Source organism: Dactylosporangium sp. NPDC051541 (assembly GCF_044454505.1).
GTDB lineage: Bacteria > Actinomycetota > Actinomycetes > Mycobacteriales > Micromonosporaceae > Dactylosporangium.
In genome coordinates this window covers 90,503-115,339 of sequence record NZ_JBITDU010000024.1, presented here as the reverse complement: position 1 = coordinate 115,339, position 24,837 = coordinate 90,503, and the positions used below count along the sequence as shown (strand labels likewise).

The 24,837-nt window shown below is 74.3% G+C and carries 19 protein-coding genes; 5 read left to right on the top strand and 14 right to left on the bottom strand.

What is annotated here, in order from left to right:
* Nucleotides 1–254: 254 nt before the first annotated feature.
* Complete coding sequence (locus tag ACIA8L_RS51920) at nt 255–2,432, top strand: MMPL family transporter (RefSeq protein ID WP_395917035.1); 2,178 nt, start codon at nt 255–257, stop codon at nt 2,430–2,432.
* Nucleotides 2,433–2,486: 54 nt separating this feature from the next.
* Here the strand turns inward: ACIA8L_RS51920 and ACIA8L_RS51915 are convergent, their stop codons facing one another.
* Nucleotides 2,487–3,437, bottom strand: a complete 951-nt coding sequence (locus tag ACIA8L_RS51915; protein WP_395917033.1) for a chorismate pyruvate-lyase family protein — start codon at nt 3,435–3,437, stop codon at nt 2,487–2,489.
* A 73-nt stretch (nt 3,438–3,510) separates the two neighbouring features.
* Here ACIA8L_RS51915 and ACIA8L_RS51910 point away from each other — a divergent pair, with 73 nt between their 5' ends.
* Nucleotides 3,511–5,172, top strand: coding sequence for a (2,3-dihydroxybenzoyl)adenylate synthase (locus tag ACIA8L_RS51910; protein WP_395917031.1), 1,662 nt, complete (start codon nt 3,511–3,513; stop codon nt 5,170–5,172).
* Here the strand turns inward: ACIA8L_RS51910 and ACIA8L_RS51905 are convergent.
* From ACIA8L_RS51905 to ACIA8L_RS51890, 4 genes are read right to left on the bottom strand one after another with little or no spacing between them, the layout of a single operon-like run.
* Nucleotides 5,098–6,006, bottom strand: coding sequence for a metallophosphoesterase family protein (locus ACIA8L_RS51905; RefSeq protein WP_395917029.1), 909 nt, complete (start codon nt 6,004–6,006; stop codon nt 5,098–5,100). The two genes, ACIA8L_RS51910 and ACIA8L_RS51905, sit on opposite strands and share 75 nt — an antisense overlap.
* Nucleotides 6,003–7,043 carry a 2-oxoacid:ferredoxin oxidoreductase subunit beta gene (locus ACIA8L_RS51900; protein ID WP_395917027.1) on the bottom strand — a complete coding sequence of 347 codons (1,041 nt, stop codon included), beginning with the start codon at nt 7,041–7,043 and terminating at the stop codon, nt 6,003–6,005. The genes ACIA8L_RS51905 and ACIA8L_RS51900 overlap by 4 nt, the downstream gene beginning before the upstream one ends.
* Nucleotides 7,036–8,886 (bottom strand): 2-oxoacid:acceptor oxidoreductase subunit alpha, encoded by a 1,851-nt coding sequence (locus ACIA8L_RS51895; RefSeq protein WP_395917025.1) that lies wholly within the window; start codon nt 8,884–8,886, stop codon nt 7,036–7,038. Before ACIA8L_RS51895 ends, ACIA8L_RS51900 begins: the two co-directional genes overlap by 8 nt.
* The gene (locus ACIA8L_RS51890) at nt 8,883–9,143 is read right to left on the bottom strand and encodes a hypothetical protein (protein ID WP_395917023.1); all 261 of its coding nucleotides are present in this window, start codon (nt 9,141–9,143) and stop codon (nt 8,883–8,885) included. The genes ACIA8L_RS51895 and ACIA8L_RS51890 overlap by 4 nt, the downstream gene beginning before the upstream one ends.
* Nucleotides 9,144–9,287: 144 nt before the next feature.
* On the opposite strand from ACIA8L_RS51890, the gene ACIA8L_RS51885 reads away from it, so the two are divergent.
* The gene (locus ACIA8L_RS51885) at nt 9,288–10,337 is read left to right on the top strand and encodes a polyprenyl synthetase family protein (RefSeq protein ID WP_395917021.1); all 1,050 of its coding nucleotides are present in this window, start codon (nt 9,288–9,290) and stop codon (nt 10,335–10,337) included.
* A gap of 11 nt (nt 10,338–10,348) precedes the next feature.
* Nucleotides 10,349–11,227 carry an HIT family protein gene (locus ACIA8L_RS51880; protein WP_395917019.1) on the top strand — a complete coding sequence of 293 codons (879 nt, stop codon included), beginning with the start codon at nt 10,349–10,351 and terminating at the stop codon, nt 11,225–11,227.
* On the opposite strand, the gene ACIA8L_RS51875 is transcribed toward ACIA8L_RS51880, so the two are convergent.
* Nucleotides 11,218–12,327, bottom strand: a complete 1,110-nt coding sequence (locus tag ACIA8L_RS51875) for a hypothetical protein (RefSeq protein WP_395917017.1) — start codon at nt 12,325–12,327, stop codon at nt 11,218–11,220. The two genes, ACIA8L_RS51880 and ACIA8L_RS51875, sit on opposite strands and share 10 nt — an antisense overlap.
* Nucleotides 12,324–13,511 carry a cytochrome P450 gene (locus tag ACIA8L_RS51870; RefSeq protein ID WP_395917015.1) on the bottom strand — a complete coding sequence of 396 codons (1,188 nt, stop codon included), beginning with the start codon at nt 13,509–13,511 and terminating at the stop codon, nt 12,324–12,326. Before ACIA8L_RS51870 ends, ACIA8L_RS51875 begins: the two co-directional genes overlap by 4 nt.
* 20 nt (nt 13,512–13,531) lie before the next feature.
* Between ACIA8L_RS51870 and ACIA8L_RS51865 the strand changes: the two genes are divergently transcribed.
* Complete coding sequence (locus ACIA8L_RS51865; RefSeq protein WP_395917013.1) at nt 13,532–14,248, top strand: DUF6182 family protein; 717 nt, start codon at nt 13,532–13,534, stop codon at nt 14,246–14,248.
* 14 nt (nt 14,249–14,262) lie between these two features.
* Here ACIA8L_RS51865 and ACIA8L_RS51860 read toward each other — a convergent pair whose 3' ends face one another.
* The 7 genes from ACIA8L_RS51860 to ACIA8L_RS51830 form a co-directional block, all read right to left on the bottom strand.
* The gene (locus tag ACIA8L_RS51860) at nt 14,263–14,898 is read right to left on the bottom strand and encodes a dTMP kinase (protein ID WP_395917011.1); all 636 of its coding nucleotides are present in this window, start codon (nt 14,896–14,898) and stop codon (nt 14,263–14,265) included.
* Nucleotides 14,895–15,845: an NAD-dependent epimerase/dehydratase family protein gene (locus tag ACIA8L_RS51855; RefSeq protein ID WP_395917009.1), complete on the bottom strand. Its 951-nt coding sequence runs from the start codon at nt 15,843–15,845 to the stop codon at nt 14,895–14,897. The genes ACIA8L_RS51860 and ACIA8L_RS51855 overlap by 4 nt, the downstream gene beginning before the upstream one ends.
* Nucleotides 15,842–16,723, bottom strand: a complete 882-nt coding sequence (locus ACIA8L_RS51850) for a hypothetical protein (protein ID WP_395917007.1) — start codon at nt 16,721–16,723, stop codon at nt 15,842–15,844. The genes ACIA8L_RS51855 and ACIA8L_RS51850 overlap by 4 nt, the downstream gene beginning before the upstream one ends.
* Entirely contained in the window at nt 16,720–19,455 is a 2,736-nt protein-coding gene (locus tag ACIA8L_RS51845; protein WP_395917006.1) for a PEP/pyruvate-binding domain-containing protein, read from the bottom strand. Before ACIA8L_RS51845 ends, ACIA8L_RS51850 begins: the two co-directional genes overlap by 4 nt.
* Nucleotides 19,425–20,324 (bottom strand): AfsA-related hotdog domain-containing protein, encoded by a 900-nt coding sequence (locus ACIA8L_RS51840; protein WP_395917005.1) that lies wholly within the window; start codon nt 20,322–20,324, stop codon nt 19,425–19,427. The genes ACIA8L_RS51845 and ACIA8L_RS51840 overlap by 31 nt, the downstream gene beginning before the upstream one ends.
* A gap of 84 nt (nt 20,325–20,408) precedes the next feature.
* Complete coding sequence (locus tag ACIA8L_RS51835) at nt 20,409–21,647, bottom strand: cytochrome P450 (protein WP_395917003.1); 1,239 nt, start codon at nt 21,645–21,647, stop codon at nt 20,409–20,411.
* Nucleotides 21,648–21,755: 108 nt separating this feature from the next.
* Complete coding sequence (locus tag ACIA8L_RS51830; RefSeq protein WP_395917001.1) at nt 21,756–24,836, bottom strand: Hsp70 family protein; 3,081 nt, start codon at nt 24,834–24,836, stop codon at nt 21,756–21,758.
* Nucleotide 24,837 lies beyond the last annotated feature (1 nt).

Genomic DNA, 24,837 nt, shown 5'->3' with positions numbered 1-24,837 from the left:
CAGCGCCGTAGCCCTCCACCGTTCGGCCCCCCTAACCTGCACGCGCCACGTTCCGGTTTCGGGCGGGGTAGCGCAGCGCGCTCGCTGTGCTATTCTGTAAACGTTGACTTACCTGCGCGCGCGCGTATTCGCGGTGTCTGATCATGGGGCACCGGTCCCGCCCGAAAACGTCGTCGACGTTCTCATCGCCGTGCATTTCTCGAATCCGCTTCGCACAGGTCTCCGGCCGGACACCAACCTGAAATAGGAGCGTAATGAACCGCTACCATCCAATCGTGGGGCTAGTCTGCGGCCGGTGGACGAAGTGGGTCGTGCTGGCGGCGTGGATCGCGATCTTCCTGATCCTGTCCCCCCTCGCCGGCAAGCTGGAGCAGGTGCAGAAGGACGACGCGTCCACCTGGCTGCCGGGCAGCGCCGAGTCGACCAAGGTCGTCAACATCCAGACCAAGACGCACCCGGTGACCACGGCGCCGGCGGTCATCATCTACGAGCGCGCCGGCGGCATCACGCAGGCCGACCAGGACCGGGCGGCCAAGGCGGCGGCCGACATCGCCACGCTCCCCGACACCGTCGGCAAGGTCATCGGCCCGATCCCGTCGAAGGACGGCAAGGGCGTCCAGCTCATCGTCACGATGGTGTTCGACAGCGACCACCTCGACAAGGTGCAGGACGACGTCAACTCCCTGCGCACCACGGCCGGGACCAGCGGCGACGGCCTGACCGTCTACGTCACCGGGCCGTCGGCCATGGCCGCGGACTCGCTGAAGGCGTTCAGCGGCATCGACACCACCCTGCTCTACACGACGCTGGCCGTGATCGTGGTGATCCTGCTGCTCACCTACCGCAGCCCGATCCTGTGGATCCTGCCGGTGTTCTCCGCGGGCCTGTCCCTGATCAGCTCCCAGGCCGTCGTCTACCTGATCGCCAAGAACTCCGGCCTGCTGGTCAACGGCCAGTCCATCGGCATCCTGACCGTGCTCGTCTTCGGCGCCGCCACGGACTACGCGCTGCTCCTGCTCGCCCGATATCGAGAAGAGCTGCACAACCACAAGGACCGGCACGAGGCGATGAAGTGGGCGCTGCACCGGGCCGCACCGGCCATCATCGCCAGCGCCGCGACCGTCGCCATCGGCACCCTGTGCCTGCTCGCCGCCCAGATGAACTCCACCAAGGGCCTCGGCCCGATCGCCGCGATCGGCATCGGGGTCGGCCTGATCACCATGATGACGCTGCTGCCGGCCCTGCTCGTGATCTTCGGCCGGTGGATGTTCTGGCCGGCCCGGCCGAAGTACGAGGCGACCCACCTCGAACACACCGGTGTCTGGCGGAAGATCGGCGAGGCGATCGACAAGCGCCGCCGGATCGTCTGGATCATCACCGCGCTCGTGCTCGGCGGGTTCGCCTTCGGTCTGGTCACGCTCAAGGCCGACGGGCTCAAGCAGGCCGACTCGTTCGTCACCAAGCCCGACTCGGTGATCGGGGCCGAGGTCGCGGCCCGGCACTTCCCGGCCGGCTCGACCGAGCCGGTGTGGGTCGTCGGCTCGCCGGACAAGACCGCCGAGCTGCGCACGGCCCTGGCCGGCACCGAGGGCATCGCCGACGTCTCCGACCCGGAAACCACCGGCGGCTACGTGTTCCTGCAGGGCACGCTGCAGGACGCGCCCGACAGCGAGGCCGCGGCGGCCACCATCGACCGGGTCCGCGACCGGGTGCACGCCGTGGCCGGGGCCAACGGGCTGGTCGGCGGCTCCACCGCGACCGACCTCGACACCGCCCGGGCCTCCCGCGCCGACCGCAACCTCATCATCCCCCTGATCCTGGTGGTGGTGCTGCTCATCCTCGGCCTGCTGCTGCGGGCCGTGGTGGCGCCGCTGGTGCTGATGGCCACGGTCGTGCTGTCGTTCGGCACCGCGCTGGGCATCAGCGCGCTGCTGTTCAAGGCGTTCGGATTCCACGGCGCGGAGACCGACTTCCCGCTGCTGGTCTTCGTGTTCCTGGTCGCCCTGGGCATCGACTACAACATCTTCCTGATGACCCGGGTGCGGGAGGAGTCGGTGCGGCACGGCTCCCGCCGGGGCGCCCTGATCGGCCTGGCCGCGACCGGCGGGGTGATCACCTCCGCCGGCCTGGTGCTGGCCGGCACCTTCAGCGCGCTGGCGACGCTGCCCGTGGTCTCGCTGGCCGAGATCGGCGTGACGGTCGCGGTCGGCGTGCTGCTCGACACGCTCATCGTGCGGTCCATCCTGGTCACCGCGCTCAGCCTGGACCTCGGCCGGCACATGTGGTGGCCGTCCAAGCTCTCCCGGCCCGAGTCCGACCACCCGGCCCCGCCGCTCGACGAAGCGCCCGACAACCCGGCCGATGAGGCCGGCAACCCGGCCGATGAGGCCGCACCGCAGCCTGAGGAGGACGAGTCGCGCACCGGCGCGTAGCCGGCACAACGCGAATGGCCCCCGCCGCTCGGCGGGGGCCATTGACGTAGGCGCTCAGCGCAGCTCGCGCACCAGCGAGGAGTCGAGCACGAACCCCTCCTTGATGCACATGATCGGCACCCCGCCGTGCACCAGCCGGTAACAGCGCAGCACCAGCGGCGCCCCCGCCGGCACGTCCTCGTCGTCGACGTCGGCCGGCATCGCGCCCAGGCCGTACCACAGCAGCTCCCGGCGGAACTCCGCCCGCGACTCCAGCATCGCCGCGCCGATCCCGCGCGGGTTCGCCGACAGCAGCGCCGCGAAGTTGGCCGGCAGCCGCTCGGGCACCAGCAGCGAGTCGGCCTCGACCAGCAGTTCGCCGGTCGTCGCGTCGCGGATCGCCGTGCGCCGGCGGACCGACACGGTGCCGGGCTCCACCGCCAGCCAGGCCGACTCGGCCGCGGACAGCAGCGCGACCGCCTCGGTGCGCACCTCGGCCATGACGGTGGCGATCCGCAGGGCCTCCAGCCCGACGGTCAGCGTGCCGTCGTGCACCAGCAGGCAGCGCAGCGTCGCCGGCAGCGCGTCCAGGTCCAGCTCGGCCACCCCGGCCGGCCGGCTCTCCGGTGCCGCGAAGTTGCGCAGCATCGTGCGGGCCGCGGGTGAGACCTCGGCGGCCGGCCGTTGCGCCGGCACCGGTGGCGGGACCGCGGTAGGGGTAGGGGTCGCCACGCCCGCGCGGGCCATCACCTCGCGGACGTGCCCGGCGAAGCTGCTGACCGTCGAGGCCTCCAGCATCACCTCGACCGAGACGTCGACGGCGAGCAGCCGGCGGATCCGCGAGCTGACCCGCATCGCCAGCAGCGAGTCACCGCCCAGTTCGAAGAAGTCGTCGTCGTGCCGGACCGCGCCGACGCTGAGGACCTCGGCCCAGATCCGGGCGATCGCGTCCTCCAGTGCGTCGGCCGGCACCGTGGTGCCGGGTTCAACCGGCTCGGATGCCACCTGCTTGCCATCTGTGACCATGCCACCAGACTCGTCCGCACCCCTAAAGCCGCTGCGCAAGCCGCACTTAAGTCGCCTGCGGGACTCTGGCGGCATGACCGAGCTGAGCACCGTGACCCGGGCCGACGGGGTCGTTCTGCCGCCGCCGGAGGTCGCCGCCCGCTACCGGGCCGAGGGCTGGTGGGACGACACGCTGCTGCCGGACCTCGTGCTGCGGGCCGCGGCCGGGCACCCGGACGCGGTGGCGCTCGTCGACGCCGCGTCCCGCCTGACCTACGCGGAGCTGGCGGCCGCCGTCGACGGGCTGACCGCCCGGCTCGCCACGGCCGGGCTGGCCCGCGGCGACCGGGTGCTGGTGCGCCTGCCCAACAGCGTGGAGTTCGTCATCACCATGCTCGCCCTCATGCGGCTGGAGGCCCGGCCGATCCTGGCCGCGCCGGCCCTGCGCGACCGCGAGATCGGCCACGTGCTGCGCCTGGCCCGCCCCACCGCCATGGTGGTCAACGCGCCGCTGGGGGCCCGGCAGTCGGTGGAGCTGGCCGAGCGGATGCGGGCCGAGCACCCGGCGCTCACCCGCATCCTGGTGCTCGGCGACGCGCCGACGCCGGCGCCCGACATCGACCTGACCGCCCTGATCCGGGCGGCCCGCACCGATCCGCCGACCCCGGGAGACCACCGCCCCGCACCGCTGGACCGCCCGGACGACGTCGCGTTCTACCTGCTGTCCTCCGGTACCACCGGGCTGCCGAAGCCGATCCCGCGCACCCACCAGGACTACGGCTGCGCCCTGCGGGCGAACAACGAGGTGTGCGCGGTCACCCCGCAGACCGTCTTCCTGGCCGCGCTGACGGCCGCGCACACGTTCACGCTCGGCTGCCCCGGCGTCCTCGGCGTGCTGGCCGGCGGCGGCACGGTGGTGCTCACCAACCCCGAGCCGGAGAACGTCGCCGAACTGCTGGCCCGGCACCGGGTCACGATGACCGCGTCGGTGCCCGCGCTCGCCGTGCAGATCGCCGAGGCCGTCCGCGCCGGCGGCCACGACACGTCCGCGCTGCGGGTGGTCCAGGTCGGCGGGGCCCGCCTCGCGCCGCGGCAGGGCTACGAGGTGGTCGACACGCTCGGCTGCCGGCTCCAGCAGGCCTACGGCATGTCCGAGGGGATGCAGAACTACACGCGCCTCGACGACCCGCTCGACATCGTGGCGTCCACCCAGGGCCGGCCGGTGGCCGCCGCCGACGAGTGGCGGGTCGTCGACGACGACGGCGCCGACGTGCCCCCGGGCGCCAGCGGCGAGCTGCTCACCCGCGGCCCGCACGTCATCGGCGGCTACCTCGCCGGCGACGCCGTCAACGAGCGGGCCTTCACCGCCGACGGGTTCTTCCGGACCGGCGACGTGGTGCACCTCGACCCGTCGGGCAACTTCGTGGTCGAGGGGCGCCGGCAGGACTTCGTCAACGTCGCCGGCGAGAAGGTCTCCGCCCAGGAGCTCGAGGAGCTGCTGCTGGAGCATCCGAAGGTGGCCCGGTGCGCGGTCGTCCCGGCGCCCCACCCCAACGTCGGCGAGGCCCCGTGCGCGTTCGTGGTGCCGGCCGGGGCCGATGCGCCGACCCTGAGGGAGCTGCGGGTCCACCTCGACCGGGCCGGCATCGCCCGATACAAGCTGCCGACCCGGCTGGAGCTGCTAGAAGAGCTGCCCATGACGACGCTGGGCAAGCTCGACCGGGGCACGCTGCGGACCCGGGTCGCCGAGGCCTGACGAGGAGGCGAGCGGCAGGATCTGCCGCAGGCCACCGGGGCCGCCCGGCCGGATGCGCCACTCGCGCGGGTAGCCCAGCGACACCTCGTAGAACGGCACTCCGTCGATCACCTGGTGGCGCGGGATGTGCAGGTGGCCGTAGACGACGGCGGCGGCCCGGTAGCGGCGATGCCAGTCCGCGGTGTGCACCGTGCCGCACCAGAGCGCGAACTCGGGGTACCGCAGAATCCGCGTCGGCTCCCGGACCAGCGGGTAGTGGTTGACCAGCACCGTCGGCAGGTGCGCCGGCAGCTCGTCGAGGCGCTCCCGGGTGACCCGCAGCCGCTGTGCGCACCAGGCGTCGCGGTCCGGGTAGGGGTCCGGGTGCAGCATCATCTCGTCGTTGCAGACCACACCGGTCCGGTAGGCCCGGTCCAGGGCCTGCTGCCGGGTGTAGGTGCCGGCCGGCCGGAACGTGTAGTCGTACAGCACGAACAGCGGGGCGACGGCGATCGGGCCGCCGGGCCCGGGCCACAGGGGGTACGGGTCCTCGGGGGTCACGACGTCGAGCTCGCGGCACATGCGGACCAGCGCGTGATAACGCTCCTCGCCCCGCAGCCGCACCGGGTCGTCGCGGGGCGTCCACAGCTCGTGGTTGCCCGGCGCCCAGATCACGGTGGCGAACCGGGCCCGCAGCCGGCGCAGCGTCGACTCGATGTCGGCGAACGTCTCCCCCACGTCGCCGGCGACGATGAGCCAGTCGTCGGCGGACTCCGGCCGGAGCCGGTCGGCGATCGCCCGGTTCTCCTCGTAGGCCACGTGCAGGTCGCTGATCGCGAACAGCTTGCCGCTCACGCCGGGCTCCCGGCGATGGTCCAGGTGTCGCCGCTGTTGAGCAGGGCGCCCAGTTCCTCGTCGGGGGTGCCGTGGACTTTGGCCTGGGCGGTGGCGAGTTGGTCGCGTACGACGTCGTCGTAGGCGGGGCGGGCGTGGGCGCGGAACACCCCGATGGGGGTGTTGCGCAGGTCGAGGCCGGGCAGCCGGGACAGCGCGAACGCATACGCCGGCTCGGCCACCGTCTGGTCGTGGACCACGATGTCGTCCGGGGCGACGTCGGCGGTCGCGACGACGGCCAGGCCGAACCCGCCGGGCGGGTGGGTGACCGCCCACTCCCCGTCCTTGCCGAACGTGATCGGCCGGCCGTGTTCCAGGCGGATCAGGAAGTCATCCCGGCTGGCCGGCTCCTTCAACGCGTCGAACGCGCCGTCGTTGAAGATGTTGCAGTTCTGGTAGATCTCCACGAACGCCGACCCGCGGTGCTCGGCCGCGGCCCGCAGCACCGACTGCAGATGCTTGCGGTCCGAGTCGATGGTCCGGGCCACGAAACTCGCCTCCGCCCCCAGGGCCAGGGAGATCGGGTTGAACGGCGAGTCCGCCGACCCGGCCGGGGTCGACTTCGTGATCTTCCCCACCTCCGACGTCGGTGAGTACTGCCCCTTCGTCAACCCGTAGATCTTGTTGTTGAACAACAGAATCTTCACGTTCACGTTGCGGCGCAGCGCGTGGATCAGATGGTTCCCGCCGATCGACAGCGCGTCGCCGTCACCGGTGACGACCCACACCGACAGATCCGGGCGGGACACCGACAGCCCCGACGCGATCGCCGGGGCCCGGCCGTGGATCGAGTGCATGCCGTAGGTGTTCATGTAATACGGGAACCGGGAGGAGCAGCCGATGCCCGAGACGAACACGATCCGCTCCCGCGGAATGTTGAGCTCGGGCATGAAGGACTGCACCGCGGCCAGGATCGCGTAGTCCCCGCAGCCGGGGCACCAGCGGACCTCCTGATCGGACTTGAAGTCCTTCATCGTCAGTTTCAACTGCTCAGGCATTCTTGACCACTTCCTCCAGCACGCCCTCCAGCTCGGCCGCGGTGAACGGCAGGCCGCGGACCTGGTTGTAGGCGATCGCGTCGACCAGGAACCGCGACCGGATGACCCCGGCGAGCTGGCCGAGGTTCATCTCCGGGATGACGACCTTGTCGTAGGACTTGAGCACCGCGCCCAGGTTCTTCGGCATCGGCGACAGATGCCGCAGATGCGCCTGCGCCACCGGCATACCCCGCTGGCGCAGCGCCCGGGCGGCGGCGCCGATCGGCCCGTACGTCGAACCCCACCCGAGCACCAGGACGCGGGCGGTGCCGTCGGGGTCCTCAACCTCGAGGTCCGGCACGTCGATGCCCTCGATGCGGGCCGCGCGGGTGCGCACCATGAAGTCGTGGTTGGCCGGGTCGTAGGAGATGTCACCGGTCTTGTCGGCCTTTTCGAGGCCGCCGATGCGATGCTCCAGCCCCGGCGTGCCGGGCACCGCCCACGGCCGGGCCAAAGTCTTCGGATCCCGCAGATACGGCAGGAACCGCTCCCCGTTCAGCTCGGTCGCGAACTCGACCCGCAGGTCGGGCAGCTCGTCAACCGAGGGCAGCCGCCAAGGCTCGGAACCATTCGCGATGTAGCCGTCCGACAGCAGAATCACCGGCGTCCGATACGTCAACGCGATCCGCGCCGCATCCAAGGCCGTGTTGAAACAGTCCGCCGGCGACCGCGGCGCCAGGACCGCGACCGGGGCCTCACCGTGCCGACCGAACAACGCCATGTTCAGATCGGCCTGCTCAGTCTTCGTCGGCAGGCCCGTCGACGGGCCGGCCCGCTGCACGTCGATGATCAACAGCGGCAGCTCCAACGCCACCGCCAGGGAGATCGTCTCGCCCTTCAGCGCCACCCCCGGCCCGGACGTGGTCGTCACCCCCAGCGCGCCACCGTAGGAGGCGCCCAGGGCCACGCCGATCGCGGCGATCTCGTCCTCGGCCTGCACCGTCGTCACACCGAACTTCTTGTGCTTGCTCAGCTCGTGCAGGATGTCGGAGGCCGGCGTGATCGGGTAGGCGCCCAGGAACACCGGCAGCCGCGACCGGACCCCGGCCGCGACGACGCCCAGGGCGAGGGCGGCGTTGCCGGTGATGTTGCGGTAGTTGCCCGGCACCATCCGCGCCGGTTTCACCTCGTAGCGGACGGCGAAGTTCTCCGTCGTCTCCCCGAAGTTCCAGCCGGCCTTGAACGCGGCGATGTTCGCCGCCACCAACTCCGGCCGGGACGCGAACTTGCGCCGCAGGAACGACAGCGTCGACTCATGCGGCCGCGAATACATCCACGACAACAGACCCAACGCGAACATGTTCTTCGCCCGCTCCGCGTCCTTCTTCGAAATCTCGAACGACTCCAGCGCCTTCACCGTCATCGACGTCAACCCGACCGGGGCGACGTTCCAGCCGTCCAGGGAGCCGTCCTCGAGCGGGTTCGCGGCGTACCCGACCTTGGCCAGGTTACGGTTCGTGAACTCGTCGGTGTTCACGATGATCGACGCGCCCTTGGGCAGATCGGCGAGGTTCGCCTTCAACGCCGCCGGGTTCATCGCCACCAGGACATTCGGCGCGTCACCAGGCGTGAGAATGTCGAAATCGGCGAAATGCACCTGAAAACTCGACACACCCGGCAACGTCCCGGCCGGCGCCCGGATCTCGGCCGGGAAGTTGGGCAATGTCGAAATATCGTTGCCGAGCTGCGCGGTCTCGGACGTGAAGCGGTCACCGGTGAGCTGCATACCGTCGCCGGAATCGCCAGCGAACCGGATGACCACCCGATCGACCCGCACAATCTGCTTCGCCGCTACCGCGGTCATTGCTCCTCCTCGGCGATGGCCGGCACACGCAACTGCTCCACCAGGGTCCGCCAGGCGCGCTCCTCGGCCGGCGTCAACGGCCGCTCACGCTCGGCCTCGAGCAGGCCCGCGGTGTACTGCGGCCACGCGATCGGCGTCCACGGCACCAGGACGGCCGCGCCCATCGCCAGGTGGGCCAGGCTCGTGACGATGCCACGGCCGGCGAGGCGCAGCGCCACCCGCCACCACCGTGCTCTGCGCTCGGACGGCTCGACCAAGGCGCGCTCCCTCCACTGTTCGGTACTTTCTCGCAGCCCCCGCTTCCCGCCGGACAACCCGTCGCTAAAGGCCCCGGCAGAAGGGCGGCTTTACCGCACGGTGCGAGGTTCGAAGCCGACGACCCGTCGAGCGGAGAACCGGGGGTGCCCGTGGCATACGCGATCGCGACCGACGCGCTCGAGGCGGTGGCCGAGCGCGTCGACGCCGACCTCACCGCGCTCGTGGCCCGCCTGCGGGGGCCGGACAACGCGGCCGCGGAAGCGGGGACGGCCGACCCGGCGATGGCGGCGTTCATCGACCGCATCATCGGCAACGCCCGGGCCCGCGGGTCGGGCGGCACGATGCACATCATGGTGCGGTTCCCGCTGCTGGTGCACGCTGCGGAGAGCGGCGACCCGGACGGGGGCCGGCTCGCCGCGCTCATCCACCTGCTGTGGTGGACCGCCGCCCGCTACCTCGACGACCTGGCCGACGACGGGCCGACGAAGCCGGCCGAGCCGGCGCAGTACCACCGCGGGATTCTCGCCGCCCTGGGGGCCGGCAGCCACCTGCCGGTCCGGCTCGTCGACGCCACCGACGCACCGGACGCGACGAAGCTGGCCGTCCTCGGTGAGCTGGCCCGCGGCTGGCTCGACGGGATCGGCGGGCAGCTTCTGGACTACGACACGGACGTGGCCCGGGCGACGCCGGCGGCGGTGCTGGCCGGCTACCGGGGCAAGACCGGCGCGCCGTATGCGATGGCCGCGGCGATGGCGGCCCGCCTGGCCGGCGCCGGGGCGGAGCGGGTCGACCGGTGGCGGGCCGCCGGGGCCACCTTCGGCGTGCTGCGCCAGCTGGTCAACGACCGCCGGGACCTCGCCGGCGGCCGGGACGAGGACATCGCCAACGGCACCGCCACGTTCATGGTGGCGCATTTTTTCTCGGGGGTACCGCACGCAGCCCGCCCGTCGCTGCTCCAACTGCACGCGCGGGCGGCGACGGACCCGGGCGCCCGCACGGCGTTCAAGGACCACCTGCTCGACGTCAACCATCTGCGCGCCTACGCGGCCACGGTCGGCGGCCTGGTCGACGGACTGCACGCCGAGCTCGACTCGCTCGGCCCCGGCGGCCGGTGGTCGGCGCGGCTGCACGAGATGGTCGACGAGGCCATGCGCCAGTTCCCCCTGCCGACGCCCGGCGAACGACAGCGGTAGAGGGGTCCACAGTGGACGAGTTCGGCGGATACACCGAGCGGGACCTGGACCGGATCGCGGTGGCCCAGCAGGCGGCCCGCCTGGCCGACCGGCTGCGCGGGCTGGTCGGCGGGCACGGCCACGAGCGCAGCGCCCAGGAGTGGCTGAGCGAGCTCATCGGCCCGGTCCTGGCCGACGCGGACCGGCTCGGCGAGCTGGGCCGCGGCTACGCCCACGCGCGCGGGCTGAGCTGGGCCGAGATCGGCGCGGCGACCGGGGTGGACCCGGGCGCCGCCCGCGCGGCGTGGGAGGCCCGCCCGGCCGGACCCCTCGACGACCCGGCGGCCGCCGTCGCCGAGCTGGACCACTGGTACATGCGCACCGTCTGGCTGGACATGCACGCGGCGCTCGACACCGCGCCGCTCGGCGGGCGGCTCGACGCGGCCCGTCCCGGCACCGACCCGTCCTGCCTGATCTGCCGCAAGTACGCGGGCGGTGTCGTGCCCCTCTGGGCCGGCCGGGCCGAGCCGCCGGGCCGGCATCTGCTCGACGATCCACTGTGGCGGGTCGGGCACGGCCCGGCGATCTTCTCCCCGCTGGGCACGCTGCTCATCGAGTCAAAGCGGCACTACCTCGACTACGCCGAGATGACAGCGGAGGAGCTGGCCACCTACCCGGTGCTGCTGGCCCGCCTGATGCCGGTCATCAAGCGGGTCACCGGGGCCGAGCGGGTCCACGTGTTCTCCAACATGGACGGGGCCGCGCACTTCCACACCTGGCTCCTGCCGCGCCGCCCCGACCAGGTCCGCGGGCGGCGCTTCCTGACCACCCCGGGCTGGTGCCTGGAGCCGGACGCGGCCGCGGTGATCGAGCGGATGCGGGAGCTGCTCGCCGCGGACGGTCAGGGATAGACCCGGTCGAGCAGCTGCCGCACCGGGACCTGGCCGGAGCGGGTGAGCAGCTGGGCGGTGAGCCGGTAGGGGTCGACGTAGCGGGTGTCGCGGGCCAGCCGCCGCAGGAACGGGGTCAGGGCCACGTCGCCAGCCTCGGTGCCGGCGTGCAGCCGCTCGGCCCGCCCCACCCAGCGGCGCAGCTCGTCGACCCGGAACGAGCCGGCGTTGGGCCGGCCCAGGACGGCCAGCAGGTACAGCCGCAGCGCCAGCCGGAACGCGTGGTCGCCGGCGTCGACCCGCCCGCGCAGCGCGCCGAGGGTGAACCCGGCCCAGCCGCCGCGCCGGCTGGAGGCGACGACTCCGTCCAGCGGGACCCGGGCCACCTCGATCCGGGTCGCCTGCGCGCCGAACGCGGCCAGGACCCGCTGCACGAGCACGTAGTCCTCGCGCAGGTCGGGGTCGTGGATCAGCACGACGAGGTCGTACCGGCCGGCGATGGGCAGGAGCTGGCCGAGCACGCAGGTCAGGTAGTTGGCCTGGCCGGCCGGGCTGACCAGGCGGCGCAGCGGGATGCCCTGGGCGCTCAGGTCCAGGTAGACCGGGCCGCCGACGGGCCGCCCGTCGATGGCCAGGTCCCGCGCGGCCAGCCGCTCGATCAGTTCCGGCACCGGCAGCACCGGCGGGCCCTGCTCGCCCAGCCTCGGGTCGAACAGGTTCAGGGTGCCGTAGTGCCCGCGCCAGATGTCCAGGACGCGCCGGGCCGACGGGTGCAGCCAGCGCTCGGCCCGGACCCGCTCGACGTAGGGGGCCAGCCGGTCGTCGGCGGCGGGGCCGGGCTCGGCGTGGTGGCGGACGTACAGCTCGCCGATCTCCTCCTCGGTCGCCGCGGCGAAGTCGCGCCCGGGCCAGGTCCGGTCGAGGTACTCCCAGAACGCCACCGTCTGGCCGGCCGGGGCGTAGGCGAGGTGGTCGTACACGCACTCGACGTCGGCGATGCCGGCCGTGGCCCGGCACAGCGCGTCGGTGACGAGCAGGTGCTTGACGTGCGTCGGGGTGAGCGGCTTCGTCGGCGACACGGTCACCGGCGCCACGAGGATGGCCGGCATCGCGGCGCTCACCAGGTCACCGGCAGCGCGGCCAGCCCGCGGATGAACATCCCCTGGCGCCACCGCGGCGTCAGCCGGGCCAGGTCGAGCCCGGGCAGCCGGCGCAGCAGCACGTCCAGCGCGGTGACCAGTTCGACCCGGGCCAGCGGCGCGCCGAGGCACAGGTGCCGGCCGTGACCGAACGCGAGGTGCGGGTTCGGCGTGCGGTCCAGGCGCAGCTCGTCGGGGTCCGCGAAGACGGCCGGGTCCCGGTTGGCGGCGGCGAACGCCGGGACGACCAGCACACCCGGTGCGGCCGGCACCCCGCCGACATCGGTGGGGCTGGTCGCGGCGTGCGGCGCGCCGCCGGTGGCCAGCAGCGACGTCCAGCGCAGCAGCTCCTCGACGGCGACCGGCAGCCGCGCCGGGTCCTGGCGCAGCCACTCCCAGCGGTCCCGCTCGGCCAGCAGCAGCCGCACGCCGACGGCGATCTGGTGGGTGGTGGTCTCGTAGCCGGCCATCAGCAGCCCGTAGCCGACGTGCACCGCCTCGGCCCGGGTGCACTCGCCGTCCCGCACGGCCCGCACGAGGTCGCCGAGCACGTCGTCGAGCTCGGCGGCGGCGCTCCCGGGCGGCGCGGCGAACCGCTCGTCGAAGCGCTCCGCGAAGCATTCGAAGACCTCCTTGTGGGCCGCGGCCACCCGCGCCGCCGGGTGCCGCCCCACCGACATCATGACGTCGACGGGCGGGCCGAAGCGGGCGTAGTCGTCCGCGGGCACGCCCATGAGCCGGCAGATGACGGCCACCGCGAAGGGGCGGCTGAAGCCGGCGATGAGGTCGGCCGGGGCGCCGCGGCCGAGCAGGTCGTCGACGAGGACCTCGGCGGTGTGGACGATGAACGGCCGCAGCTCCTCGGCCCGGCGCGGCCCGAAGCCGCGGTGCACGGCGCGCCGGCGCCGGGTGTGGTCGGGCGGGTCGGCGCTGTTGAGGGCCAGGGACTCCGCCGAGCGGGCGGTCATGCCGTGCCGGGCCGCGGCCGTGCGGCTGTAGGCCGGGTCGGCGAGCACCTGCCGCACGTCGGCGTGGCGGTGGGCGAGCAGGGCCGCGGCCGCGTTCGGCAGCCGCACCGGGCAGGCCGGGCCGCCGCGCAGCGCGGCGAACTCGGTCGCCGGCCCGGCCCCGCCGCGCTCGGGAAACGGAAAGTTCAGGTGATCCACGATGACCTCCGGGAGGGCGCATGGCGCAGATTCCGTCAGTTGGCCGGTCGGCCGGGCGATGCGGTGAGCACTGGCTGCGGGCCGAGCTGGCCCGCCGGGACGAGCGGGCCGCCGCCGCGCTGCGGCCCGATGCGCTGCCACCGGGCGGGGTGAGCGTCCCCGTCGCCGTGCTCCGCTTCGACCCGGCGGCCGTCGTGTCCGGCGCGATGGCGTTCGCCGCCGGTCTCGGCCGGGCCGACGCCGACGCCTGGCTGCACTGCTACACGCGGGCGCTGTTCCTGTTCGGCAACCCGGCCAACCTGGCCGGGCGGTTCCCGCCGGCCCTGGTCGCGCCCGGCGCCGCCCTGGCCTGGCTCGGCGTGTACGACGCCCGCCGGACCGGGCAGGTGCGCCGCCTGCTGCGCCCGGTCGAGGGTGCGCTGCCCGCAGCCGGGCCGGATGTCGTGGCCGGGGCGGACGGGCGGCCCGAGTGGCTGCTGCGGGTCGCGTCGGCGGGCCTGGACCTGCCGCGGTACCTCGTACACGTCCACCACACGGTGGCCGAGGCGGTCCTCACCGGCGTCCTGCCGCCCGCCGCGACCGTCGCGCTGCGCCAGGTCACCGCCCTCGACCCGGCCGTCGTCGAACGGGAGGACCCGGCCTATGTCCGCATCGTCCCGCCCGCGGCCGACTCCGCCACGCCGCAGCCGCGGCCCCGGCTCGTCGCGGCGCTCACCCGCACGACGCCGGCGCGGTGACGGCCGGCCGGCCACTACCGGGCCACCCGGTCGGGCACCGTCCGCAGCACCGCCCGCACCCGCGCGGCGACCTCGTCGGGCGGCCCGGCGCCGTCGACGACCGTGACCCGCAGGTCGCGCACCTCGGCCAGCATCGCCGCCCGCAGGTCACGCTGGTAGGCGACGAACGCGGCGTACGTCGGCTGCGGCCCGTAGTGCTCGAACGGGTTGAGGTTCGCCGGCCCGCGGCTGCGCTGCCAGGCGACGTCGGGGTCGACGTCGAGGAAGACGACGCCGTCCGGCTGCGGCATCGCCCGCCACAGCGCGGCGGTGGCCGGGTCGGCGATGCCCCGGATGACGCCCTTGGCCAGCAGCTTGAAGTAGTAGGAGTCGACGACCGTCGGCCCCTCACGCGCGCACCGGACGGTCTCGTCGTGCAGATACCACACGACCGGGTGCAGCAGGGAGAACACGAGCTCGGGCGAGTAGGGCCGGTGCAGGTGCCGCAGCGCCTCGAAGAACAGCGAGCCACGCACACGCCGTACCACCGGAAAGTCCTGCAAATTGGGGTCGTCGTAGGAGACCACGTGCCAGTCGGCCCGCGGCAGCCGGCTCAGCACCTCGGACTTGCCGGCGAAGTCACCGCCGAGCACGACCTGGAATCCGGTCACCGGGCCGCCTTCGGGCCGGCGAACCGCGCGTACCAGCCGGTGTGCGCGGGCAGCCGCTCGAGCATCGCGGCGCGCGGGCGCACACCGGCCGCCGCCCAGGCCCGCTCGGAGGAGTAGGTGTGCTCGACGCTGAGCAGTTCGAGGCGGCGCTCCAGACGGGTCCGGCCGGTCCAGCGCAGGGCCGTACGCAGGGGCGCGCCGGGCACGTTGAGCCGCCACCGGGGCCCGCCGAACAGGGCGGCCAGGGCGAGCAGCGCGTCACGGACGGCGACCGGGCGCGGTTCGCAGACGTGCAGCGGGGAGCCGGCGAACGCGCCCGGGTCGAGGGCGGCCGCGGCGAGCACCCGGGCCAGGTCGTCGACGGCCACCACGGACTGCTCGGCCCGCCCGTGGTCGAGCCACACCTTCGGGCTCCGGCGCAGCCACCGCAGCAGCAGCGGCACGAACCAGCGGTCGCCGTCGCCGTAGGTGAAGAACGGCCGCAGCACCACGCCCCCGGCGGCCAGGACCCGCTGCTCGGCGGCCCGGCGGGTGCGGCTGGCCGGGGAGACGGGCGCGGGCGGAGCGGACTCGTCCAGCCGGTGGTGCGGGCCGCGGCCGTGGACCGCGGCGTGGCTGAGGTACACCACGTCCCGCACCCCGGCCCGCTCGGCCTCGGCCAGCAGGTTGGCCGTGCCCCGCTCGTTCACCGCGACGCAGCCGGCCTCGTCGCCGTCGACCCGGCCGGCCAGGTGCAGCACGGTGTCGACGCCGTCGCAGCAGCCGCGCAGCGACGCCGGGTCGGTTAGGTCGCCGGTCACCGTGCATGCCGTTCCCGGTACCGCCCGCCGGTGCACCAGCCACCGGACCGGCTCGACCTCGGCCGCGGCGAGGGCCCGGGCGACCGCCGAGCCGACGAACCCGCCACCCCCGGTCACCAGCAGCCGCCGTCCGCCGGCGGCGCTCACGCCGCGGCCCCGGTGAGCAGGCCGACCGCGACGAAGACCGCGAAGCTCGACAGCACGTAGGCCAGCGTCGGTGGCGTGGGCCAGCGCGGCAGGCGCCGGCGCCGGAACTGCCAGCCGGCGAGGGCGGGAGCGGCCAGCGGTACCACCGCGAGCCAGCCCCGGGCTTCGGCGCCGACAGCGGCGATCGCGCAGGCGGCCGAGAGGACCGCGGTCGCGGCGGCCACGGCGACCGCGCCGGGCAGCCCGAGGTCGCGCACGTAGCTGCGCTCCGGCGCGCGCACCTGGCGGGGCACCTTGCGCGCGAACTCCACGTGCAGCAGCGCCAGCAGCACGGCGAGCACCACCAGCAGCCCCCGGGCGGTGAGCGGGCGGTGGTGGTCGTGCTGGTAGGCGGCGTACACGTAGGCGCACAGCAGCAGCTGCACGGGCACGTTCAGCGGCAGGTGGGCGAGCAGGTTGTCGGTGGCCGGCCAGTGCCACCGCGCGTTGACGAAGACCAGACCGCCGAGGTACGCCAGCTGCGCCGCCAGCAGCCACCAGGCCCCGCCCCGCCCGGCGTTCGCGGCCAGGATCGCGGCCGCACCGACCGCCACCAGGGTCAGCAGGTCCGAGGTCCGCACCAGCCCGGCCGCGAGCGGGCGCGCCGGGTGCACCCGGCGGTCGTAGTCGAGGTCGCGGATGTCGTCGAGGGCCCGGATGATCAGCATGTCGACGAAGAGGGTCGCGGCGGTGCCGGCCAGCCCGGCGCCCGGCGCCCACGTGTGCCCGTCCGCGGCGGCCGCCAGCCCGGTGAGCCCGCCCGCCCACAGCAGCGTGGCCAGCAGGTAGGGCAGCGGCGGGAAGCTGCCGGCCACGAACCGCACCAGGCGCCCGATCATCGGGCGGCCGCCCCGGCGGCGACGGTGCCGGCGGCCTCGGCGAGCGCCTCCGGCGGCGGCCCGGCCAGCCGGGCCACGACGCCGGTCGATCCGTCGAGCTCGACCCAGTCGCCGTCGCGGATCCGCGCGGTCGCGCCGGCCACGCCGACGACGGTCGGGATGGCCAGGACCCGGCCGGTGATCGCGGTGTGCGACAGCGGCGAGCCGTGCTCGACGATGACGCCGGCCGCCGCGACCATGAGGAACAGCCAGCCCGGGTCGGTCTCCCGGGCGACCAGGATGCGGCCCCGGCACTCCTGCACGTCGAGGTGCGGGTCGAGGACGACCCGGGCCCGGGCCCGCACCCGCCCGGGGCTGGAGCCGATCCCGGCCAGCCGGTCGGCCGCGTCCGCGGGCGGGGGCAGCCGCAGCCGGCCCGTCGCCACCGCGCGGCCGAGCGGTTCGCCGGCGGCCGCCCGGAACAGTGGCGGCGGGTCGGGCCGGGCCGCCCACTCGGCCCGCCGGGCCCGCCGGGCCGCCGCGAGGGCGCGCAGGCTGTCGGCGTCGGTGGTGCCCTGGTAGGCGCCGAGCACCTCGTCGACGGTCAGGTCGAGCACGTCGCGGGCGTCGTCGAGGACGCCGGCCCGGGCCAGGTCGGCGCCGAGGGCGAGGAGGGTGTCGCGCATGACGCCGACGATCTGGCTGCGGCCGAACCGGGTGTCCTCGCGCAGGCGGGCGCACTCGCGGATGGTGGCGTAGAGCCGGCGGATGACGGCGCGGCGCAGCGGATCGGGGCAGTGCTCGCGCAGCTCGCGCTCGGCGTCGGCGCGCACCGCCCGCTCCCGCTCGCGGCTGCCGGCCGCGGTGAGACCCTGCTCGGCGTAGGCCACCAGCGTCGGCAGCAGCTGCCAGGGTGCGCTGCGGACGGTCACCGTCTCCAGCTTGAGGTCCTGCGGGCCGCGGTCGCCGTAGGTGCGCACGTGCTGCCGCGCGGCCCGGGCCAGGTCCGCGCCGAACTCGCCGGCCTCGAGGCGCCGCCAGACCTCGGCCGGCGCACCGTGCGCGGCGAGCAGCTCGGGCCGGGCCCGCACCCGCTCGGCCAGCTCGACGGCGGAGCGCAGGGCGGCGGCCGAGCGGCTCTCCCGCCCGCCGGTCATCATGCCGGTCAGGACGGCCGGCCGCGCGCCGCGGGCCCACCGGGCGACGAGCGCGTTGGTGAGCCGCACGGCGCTCAGCGCGTGGAAGTTGTTCACGGACGGCAGGCCCCACCGCTCGCCCAGCTCGGCCCACAGGCGGTGGTGCTCGGCGACGAGCCGGTCGGGGGTCGCCGCGCCGCGCTCGAGAGCCGCCGCGAACGTGGCGTCCCACCACCGCAGCGCCGCCTCGATCCGCCGGCGGGTGCGGGCGACGGCCACCGGCAGGAGCGCGGCGTCCCACAGGACGCGCCCGAGCGACGGCCGCCGGGCCGGTCCCGCGGCCCCCTGTTTGAGGCCGATCGCGGGCTCCCACGTCGAGCGCAGACGGTCGAAGCCGGGCAGGAGGGAATGCATCCGGTACCAGCTGTCGAGCCGGTAGTAGATGCGCCCCTGGACGTGTACCAGCATGCGGTGCAGCTCGTGCCGATGGGCGCGCAGGGCGGCGGCCGGCACCCCCATGCGCCGGTAGTAGTCGTCGAACACGGCCTCGCACAGGCGGCCGGCGACCGAGTAGGTCAGCGCGCCCGACACCCCGGGGTAGCTCTCCACCGCGTTGCTGTTGGTGAACGCCACGTCCGGCCCGGTCGCCGGCGCGGCCACCAGTGCGGGCCGGGCCTGCAGGAGCACGATCTCGCCGGCCGCGGTGATGGCGCCCTCGACGTCCTGGGGCACGCTGTAGTGGGCCTCGACCCGCACGGCCAGGTCGGCGACGGCGGCCGCCTCGGCGTCCGTGAGCACGGCCGGGTCGGCCAGCTCGGGCGCCACCGGCCGGTCCACGGTGCCGCGCCCGCCCGGGCCGGGGCCGACCGACCGGGCCTTGGTGACCAGGATGCGCTCGGCCACCGCGCCGCTGTGCCGGTCGACGGCGAAGTGGTCGACGTCGGCCCGCTCCTGCACGACACCCTCGCCGAGGCCGTACGCGGCGGCGATCAGGCACTGGCCGGGGTCGCCGAGCGGGTTGCGGCTGAACGCGACGAACGAGCGGGCCGCCGGGACCATCCGCTGCACCCCGACCGCGACGCCGACCGCCAGCGGGTCGAGTCCACGCAGGCGGCGGTACCGCACCGCGCGCGGGTTGAACCCGGAGGCCCAGCAGTCGGCCACCCGCGCCAGCAGCTCGTCGCGGCCGACGCCGAGGAAGCTGTCGCTGAGCCCGGCGAACGGGTCGGCCGCCGAGTCCTCCGACGCGTCGTCGTGCGACCCGACGGTGCAGGCGCGGACGGCGGCGAGCCCGTCCGGGCCGAACAGGGCGTCGAACCGGTCCCGCACCGCCCGCGCCAGCCCGGCCGGCACCGGGGCACCGGCGATCCGTTCGCGCCGGCGGGCGGCGCGCTCCTCCGGGTCGCCGGCACCGTCGTCGTCGGGCCGGCCGGCCAGCGCCGCGGCGAAGGCGGTGACCGGGATGCAGAAGAAGTCCGGCACCGCGAACCCGTGCCGGCGCAGCTCGGCCTGGCGGGCGAACTTGTGGCCGACCAGCCGCGGGTCCTCGGCGGCCGCGCCCTCCAGCAGCACCGCCGCCGCGCCGGTCACCGCGCGCCCGCGCGCAGCTGCCGCCACTGCGGCTCGGTGAAGCCCTGGGTCTCGATGACGAACCGGCCCAGCGGCACCGCGTCACGGCCCGCGCCGGGCTCGGCCCGGTCGTGCAGCTCGACCCTGGCCGTGGACTTCGTCCCGCGCAGCGGCCGCGGCTGCCAGCGCAGCTCCAGGTCCCGGTCGGCGGCGACGGCGGCCGGCAGGTCGGCCCGCAGCCGGTTGAGGGTGAGCCGCACGTCGACCGGCCAGGCGTGCTCGGACGGCCACTGCAGCACCGCGACCTGGCGGGCCGCCTCGATCAGCTCCTCGCAATGGCGCACCCCGGCGCCGCGCACGGTGAAGAAGTGGTCCTCGGCCGACGAACGGACCAGCGCCGCCCGGCCGACACCGCCCTCGTCCCGCCGCACCGGACCGACCAGGATGTTCTCCGGGCGCGCCCGGTGCACGAGCGCGCCGTCGGCGCGGTCCGGGCCGGTGGTCCCGGCCGTCGGCGAGGCCATCGGCGCACCGGCGTCACAAACCTCGCTGTGGTACCGCACCCAGCCCTGACACACACTCCCGCGGGACTGCGCCGCCTGCACCGACCAGCACTCCCCGCCCGCCGCCGGGCGCACCACCCGCAGCTCGGTCGGCTCGTCGAGCTCGCAGAACTGCGGGAACCACAGCGCGGTGTCGATCCGCCCGGGCCCGTCCGGGGCGGTGCCGGCGGCGGCCGCCCGCACCAGCTCCAGCAGCGCGGTCACCAGCTGGATGCCGGGCACGTGGTCCAGCGGGTGGTCGAAGAAGAACGGGTGCCCACCGTCGATGACGAGCCCGGCCCGCCACGCCTCGGCGGGCGCTACGGCGTCGAGCAGGCCGGGCAGCGGGCGCTGGGGTGCGAGCGCGATCGTCATGCATTCCCCCGTTTCGAAACAACCGTCGGGGCATCGTCACGCCGGACCCTTCGCCGCCGCTTGTCCCGCGCTAGTGCCGCCCGTTCACCGGTGCGCCAACCGGTAGCGCAGCGGCAGCCGCTTCAGGCCGCTGACGAACGTGCTCGCGACGCCCCGCACCGGGCCGGCCACCTCGGCGTGCTCCAGCCGCGGCAGCAGCTCGGCGAAGAACGCCTGGATCTCCATGCGGGCCAGCTGCGCGCCGAGGCAGAAGTGCACGCCCGCGCCGAACGCCAGATGCCGGTTGGGGGTGCGGGTGACGTCGAACTCGAAGGGCCGCTCGAACTCGGCCTCGTCGTGGTTGGCCGACGGGTACAGCAGCAGCACCTGCTCGCCGCGGCGCACGGTCACGCCGCCGAGCGGGCGGTCCTCGGCCGCGGTGCGCATGAACGCCTTCACCGGTGTCGTCCAGCGGATCATCTCCTCGACGGCGCCGGGTAGCAGGTCGGGCTCGGCCCGCAGCCGGGCCAGCTGCTCGGGGTGGCGCAGCAGCGCGAGCAGCCCGCCGGAGATCGCCGACGACGTCGTGTCGTGCCCGGCGGTGGCGATGAGGATGCAGTACGACACGGCGTCGAGGTCACTCAGGTACTCCCCGTCGATGCGGGCGTTGGCGATCGCCGAGCCGAGGTCACCGGTCGGCGTCTGCCGGAATTGCGCGATCACGCCCTGGAAGTAGGCGAAGAAGTCCATGACGGTGGCCATCTGCTCCTCGATCGTCTGCCCGCGCCGGCGCTCGGGGTCGACCGCGCCGAAGAGCTCCTGGGTCAGCGTGAGCATCCGCGGGAAGTCGGCCTCGGGGAGCCCGAGCAGGCTGAGGATGACGGACAGCGGATAGTGCACGGCCACGTCGGCCGCGAAGTCGCACTCCTCGCGCCCGGACAGCCGGTCGACGTATTCGCGGGCCAGGCGCTCGACGGAGGCCTGCAGCGCGCGCACGGCGCCGGGCCGGAACCAGTCGGCGGCGATCGTGCGCATCACCCGGTGCTCGGCGCCGTCCATGTGGACGAGCGTGCGGACCAGCTGCCCCTGCTCGGCCTGGCGGGCGTCCTCCTCGGCCCGCACCAGCACGGAGCGCGGATAATTGCGGAAGACATCGTCGGCCTGCTCCACCTCGATGATGTCGGCGCGGCGGGTCACCACCCAGAACGGGTTGTAGTCCGGCCGGCCGTCCACCCAGTGCACCGGCGAGTCGCGCCGCAGCACCGCGCAGGCCTCGTGCAGCCGTCCACCTTCGGCGTAGGCCTCGGGGTCCACCACGGCCCTCGCCGCTTCCGCAATGGTCATGTTCACGGGCTTTGAAGTACCAATGCCGCCTAATGCTCTGCTAAACGGCCCTCCGGATCAGCTTTGGCCCGCAGTCCCGGCCGACACCGACGCCAGGCTGTGTATCGGCTAGACGAGGGGCGTGGCCGGGTCGGCCTCGGCGACGGTGGGCAGCTGGCCTACGTCGTAGCGGCGAAGGGCCGCCGCCCACCAGAACTCGCCGCGCATCGCGCCGGCCCGTTTGAACCGGCCGTCGGCGTAGAAGACCGCCCACCCGTCGGCCCAGGGACGTACCGTCGCCACGGATGCACCGTCGGCGGCGCGCCAGATCCGCAGCGTGTGGTCGTCGCCGGCGGTGGCGAGGTGCCGTCCGTCCGGGGCCCAGGACGCCGACCAGACCGGCCCGAGGTGCCCGTCCAGGATGTGCACGGGCGTGCCGTCGGCGGCCCAGATCCGGGCGGTCCGGTCCTCACTGGCCGTGGCCAGGAGAGTACCGTCCGGCGACCAGGTGACCGCCCGTAGCCCGCCGGCGTGCCCGTCGATGACGAGCTGCGGCTTGTAGTCGGTCGCGGACCAGATCCGCGCCGTGCGGTCCCCACTCGCGGTAGCCAGCCGGCCACCGTCCGGCGACCAGGCGACGGACGCGACCCGGGCCGTATGTCCGAACAGGTCACCGAGCTGCTCACCGTCGGCAGTGCGCCAGACGCGCACGGTGTTGTCGGTGCTGGCGCTGGCGATCCGGTGCTGGTCCGGTGACCAGGCCACGTCCCAGATCCGGCCGAGGTGCCCGGTCAGCGCGGCGAGGGGGCGCCCACCGGCCTCCCACAGCCGCACGGTCCGGTCGACGCTACCGGTGGCCAGGTACCGCGCGTCCGGTGACCAGGCGACCGCCCAGACCGGCCCGGTGTGCCCGGTGAGCACCGCGACCGGCCGGCCGGCGTCGGCCTGCCACACGCGCACCGTCCGGTCGTCGCCTCCCGTGGCCAGGAACCGGCCGTCCGGTGACCAGCCGGTCGCACGAACGGGCCCGCGGTGCCCGGCGAGGGGTGCGCGGGGAATGCCGTCCGCGGTCTGCCAGACGTAGCCGACACCGTCGGCACCGGCCGTAGCGACGTGCGCACCGTCAGGTGACCAGGCGGCGGTCCACAGTCCGCCGGCCGGGGCGGTGAGCAGGAGGCTCGAACCGTCGGCGACGTTCCACACACGCACGGTGCGGTCGGCACCGGCGGTGGCCAGGGTGCGCCCGTCCGGCGACCAGGCCAGGGCCCGGACCTCGCCGGCGTGGCCGGTCAGCGTCGCCATCGCCCGCCCGTCGGCCGCCATCCACAACCGGACGCTGTGATCAGCACTCGCTGTAGCGATGACCTGACCGCTGGGCGCCCACGCCACCGACCCGATCCCGCCGGTATGCCCGGTGATGACACCGAGTGGGTGCCCGTCGGCGGCCCGCCACAGCCGCAGCCTGCGATCGGTACCCCCCGTAGCCAGCACGCCACCGTCGGGCGACCACGCCACCGACCAGATCGCCCCGGTGTGCCCGGCGATGGCGCCGGCCAGGGTGCCGTCGACGCGCCACACCTTGGCCGTCCCGTCGGTACTGGCCGTAGCGAGATGATAACCGTCCGGCGACCATCGCACATCGCGCACCCAGTCGGTGTAGCCGGTGAGCGTCCGCTCGTGCGAACCATCCGACCGCCACAGCCGTACCGTGTGATCCTCACCCGCGGTAGCCAGCAGCCTACCGTCCGGAGCCCAGGCGATCCGCCGGACCGGGTCTTCGTGCCCTTCCATGACGCACAGCAACCCCGCATCCACGGTCCGCCACAGCCGCACAGTGTTGTCCTCGGCCGCACTGGCCAGCAGCGAACCGTCCGGTGACCAGGCGACGGCGGCGACCGTGCCGACGTGCCCACGCAGCGTGCGCACCTGCACACCGTCGGCTCGCCAGATCTGTACGCCCGCCTCGGCCGCCACCGCGAGCAACGCGCCGGTCGGGTCGAACGCCACATCCGCGCCGGGCGGCGTCGCGAATTCGAGGCTCACCGATGCCGGCGCGGAAACCGAAGACTCCAGAACAACGGCCGAGGATTCCGGGGCCGCTTCGCTCCCGCCCCGGGCAGGGGGCTCCGCGCCCCCCACACCCCCGGTCACGGGAGTCGCCTGCAAACACCCCTCCGCGACCACCAGCTCCGGCATGTCCACAATGGTGGGACTGATCCGAAGCGCCCGGTGCAGCAACGTCGCCGCGAGCGGAATCCGGGAGGACCCGCCGACCAGGAACACCCCGTCGATCCGCTCCCGCCCGACCCCGGCTTCCCGCAACACCTGCACGGTCAGCGCCACGGTCCGATCGAGGTAGGCCCGGGCCGCCCCCTCGAACTCGTCGCGGGTGACGTGCACGACGGTGTCGGCGAGCGGCACGTACAGATCCGCGGTGGAGTGCCGGCTCAACTGCTCCTTCGCCGCGCGCGCCCCGCTCCACAAGGTCTGCCGGGCCTGCCGATCGGCGAGCGTCTGCGGCCAGTCGAGCGCTCCCCAGACCCCGGACTGCGCCCCGGTCAACGATTGCGCGTGCGCCACCACAACGGCGTCGAGGTCGAGTCCGCCGACGTCATTGAGCCCGTCCGCCGCCAGCACCTCGAACCCGCTGTCCGCACGCCGGACCACGCTGACGTCGAACGTCCCCGCCCCGAGGTCGAACACGACGACATGCCGACCGACCCCGACCCGCTGCCCGAGCGAACCGACGAAGTAGGCCGCCGCCGCAACCGGCTCGGCAACGGTCCCCCCGACGCCGAGCCCGGCCCGCGCGGCCGCGGCGAGCAACACCCCGACCCGGGCCCGCCCCCAGGCGGCCGGATGCGTCAGCACCACCGACCGCGGCACCTCCCCGGCGACCCGCCGAGCCTCGTCCGCGACCCGTGACAGCACGGCGGCCAGCACCTCGACGACCGGAAACTCCCGCTCCCCCAGCCAGACCGTCCCGTCGTCGATGCGCCGCTTGGGATTCGCCTCGAGCCCTTCGGGATGAGCCGCCGCCGCCCGCTCCGCGTCCCGCCCGGTCAGCAGCCCGCCGTCTCCGGAGGCGAACACCGCCGAGGACAACAACGGCGACGCGTCGAACAGGAGCGCCCGCCGGCTCCCGTCCGCTCCGGCCAGCACCGCGACGGTGGTGGAGGTACCCAGATCGATCCCCAGCCGGTAGCTCACC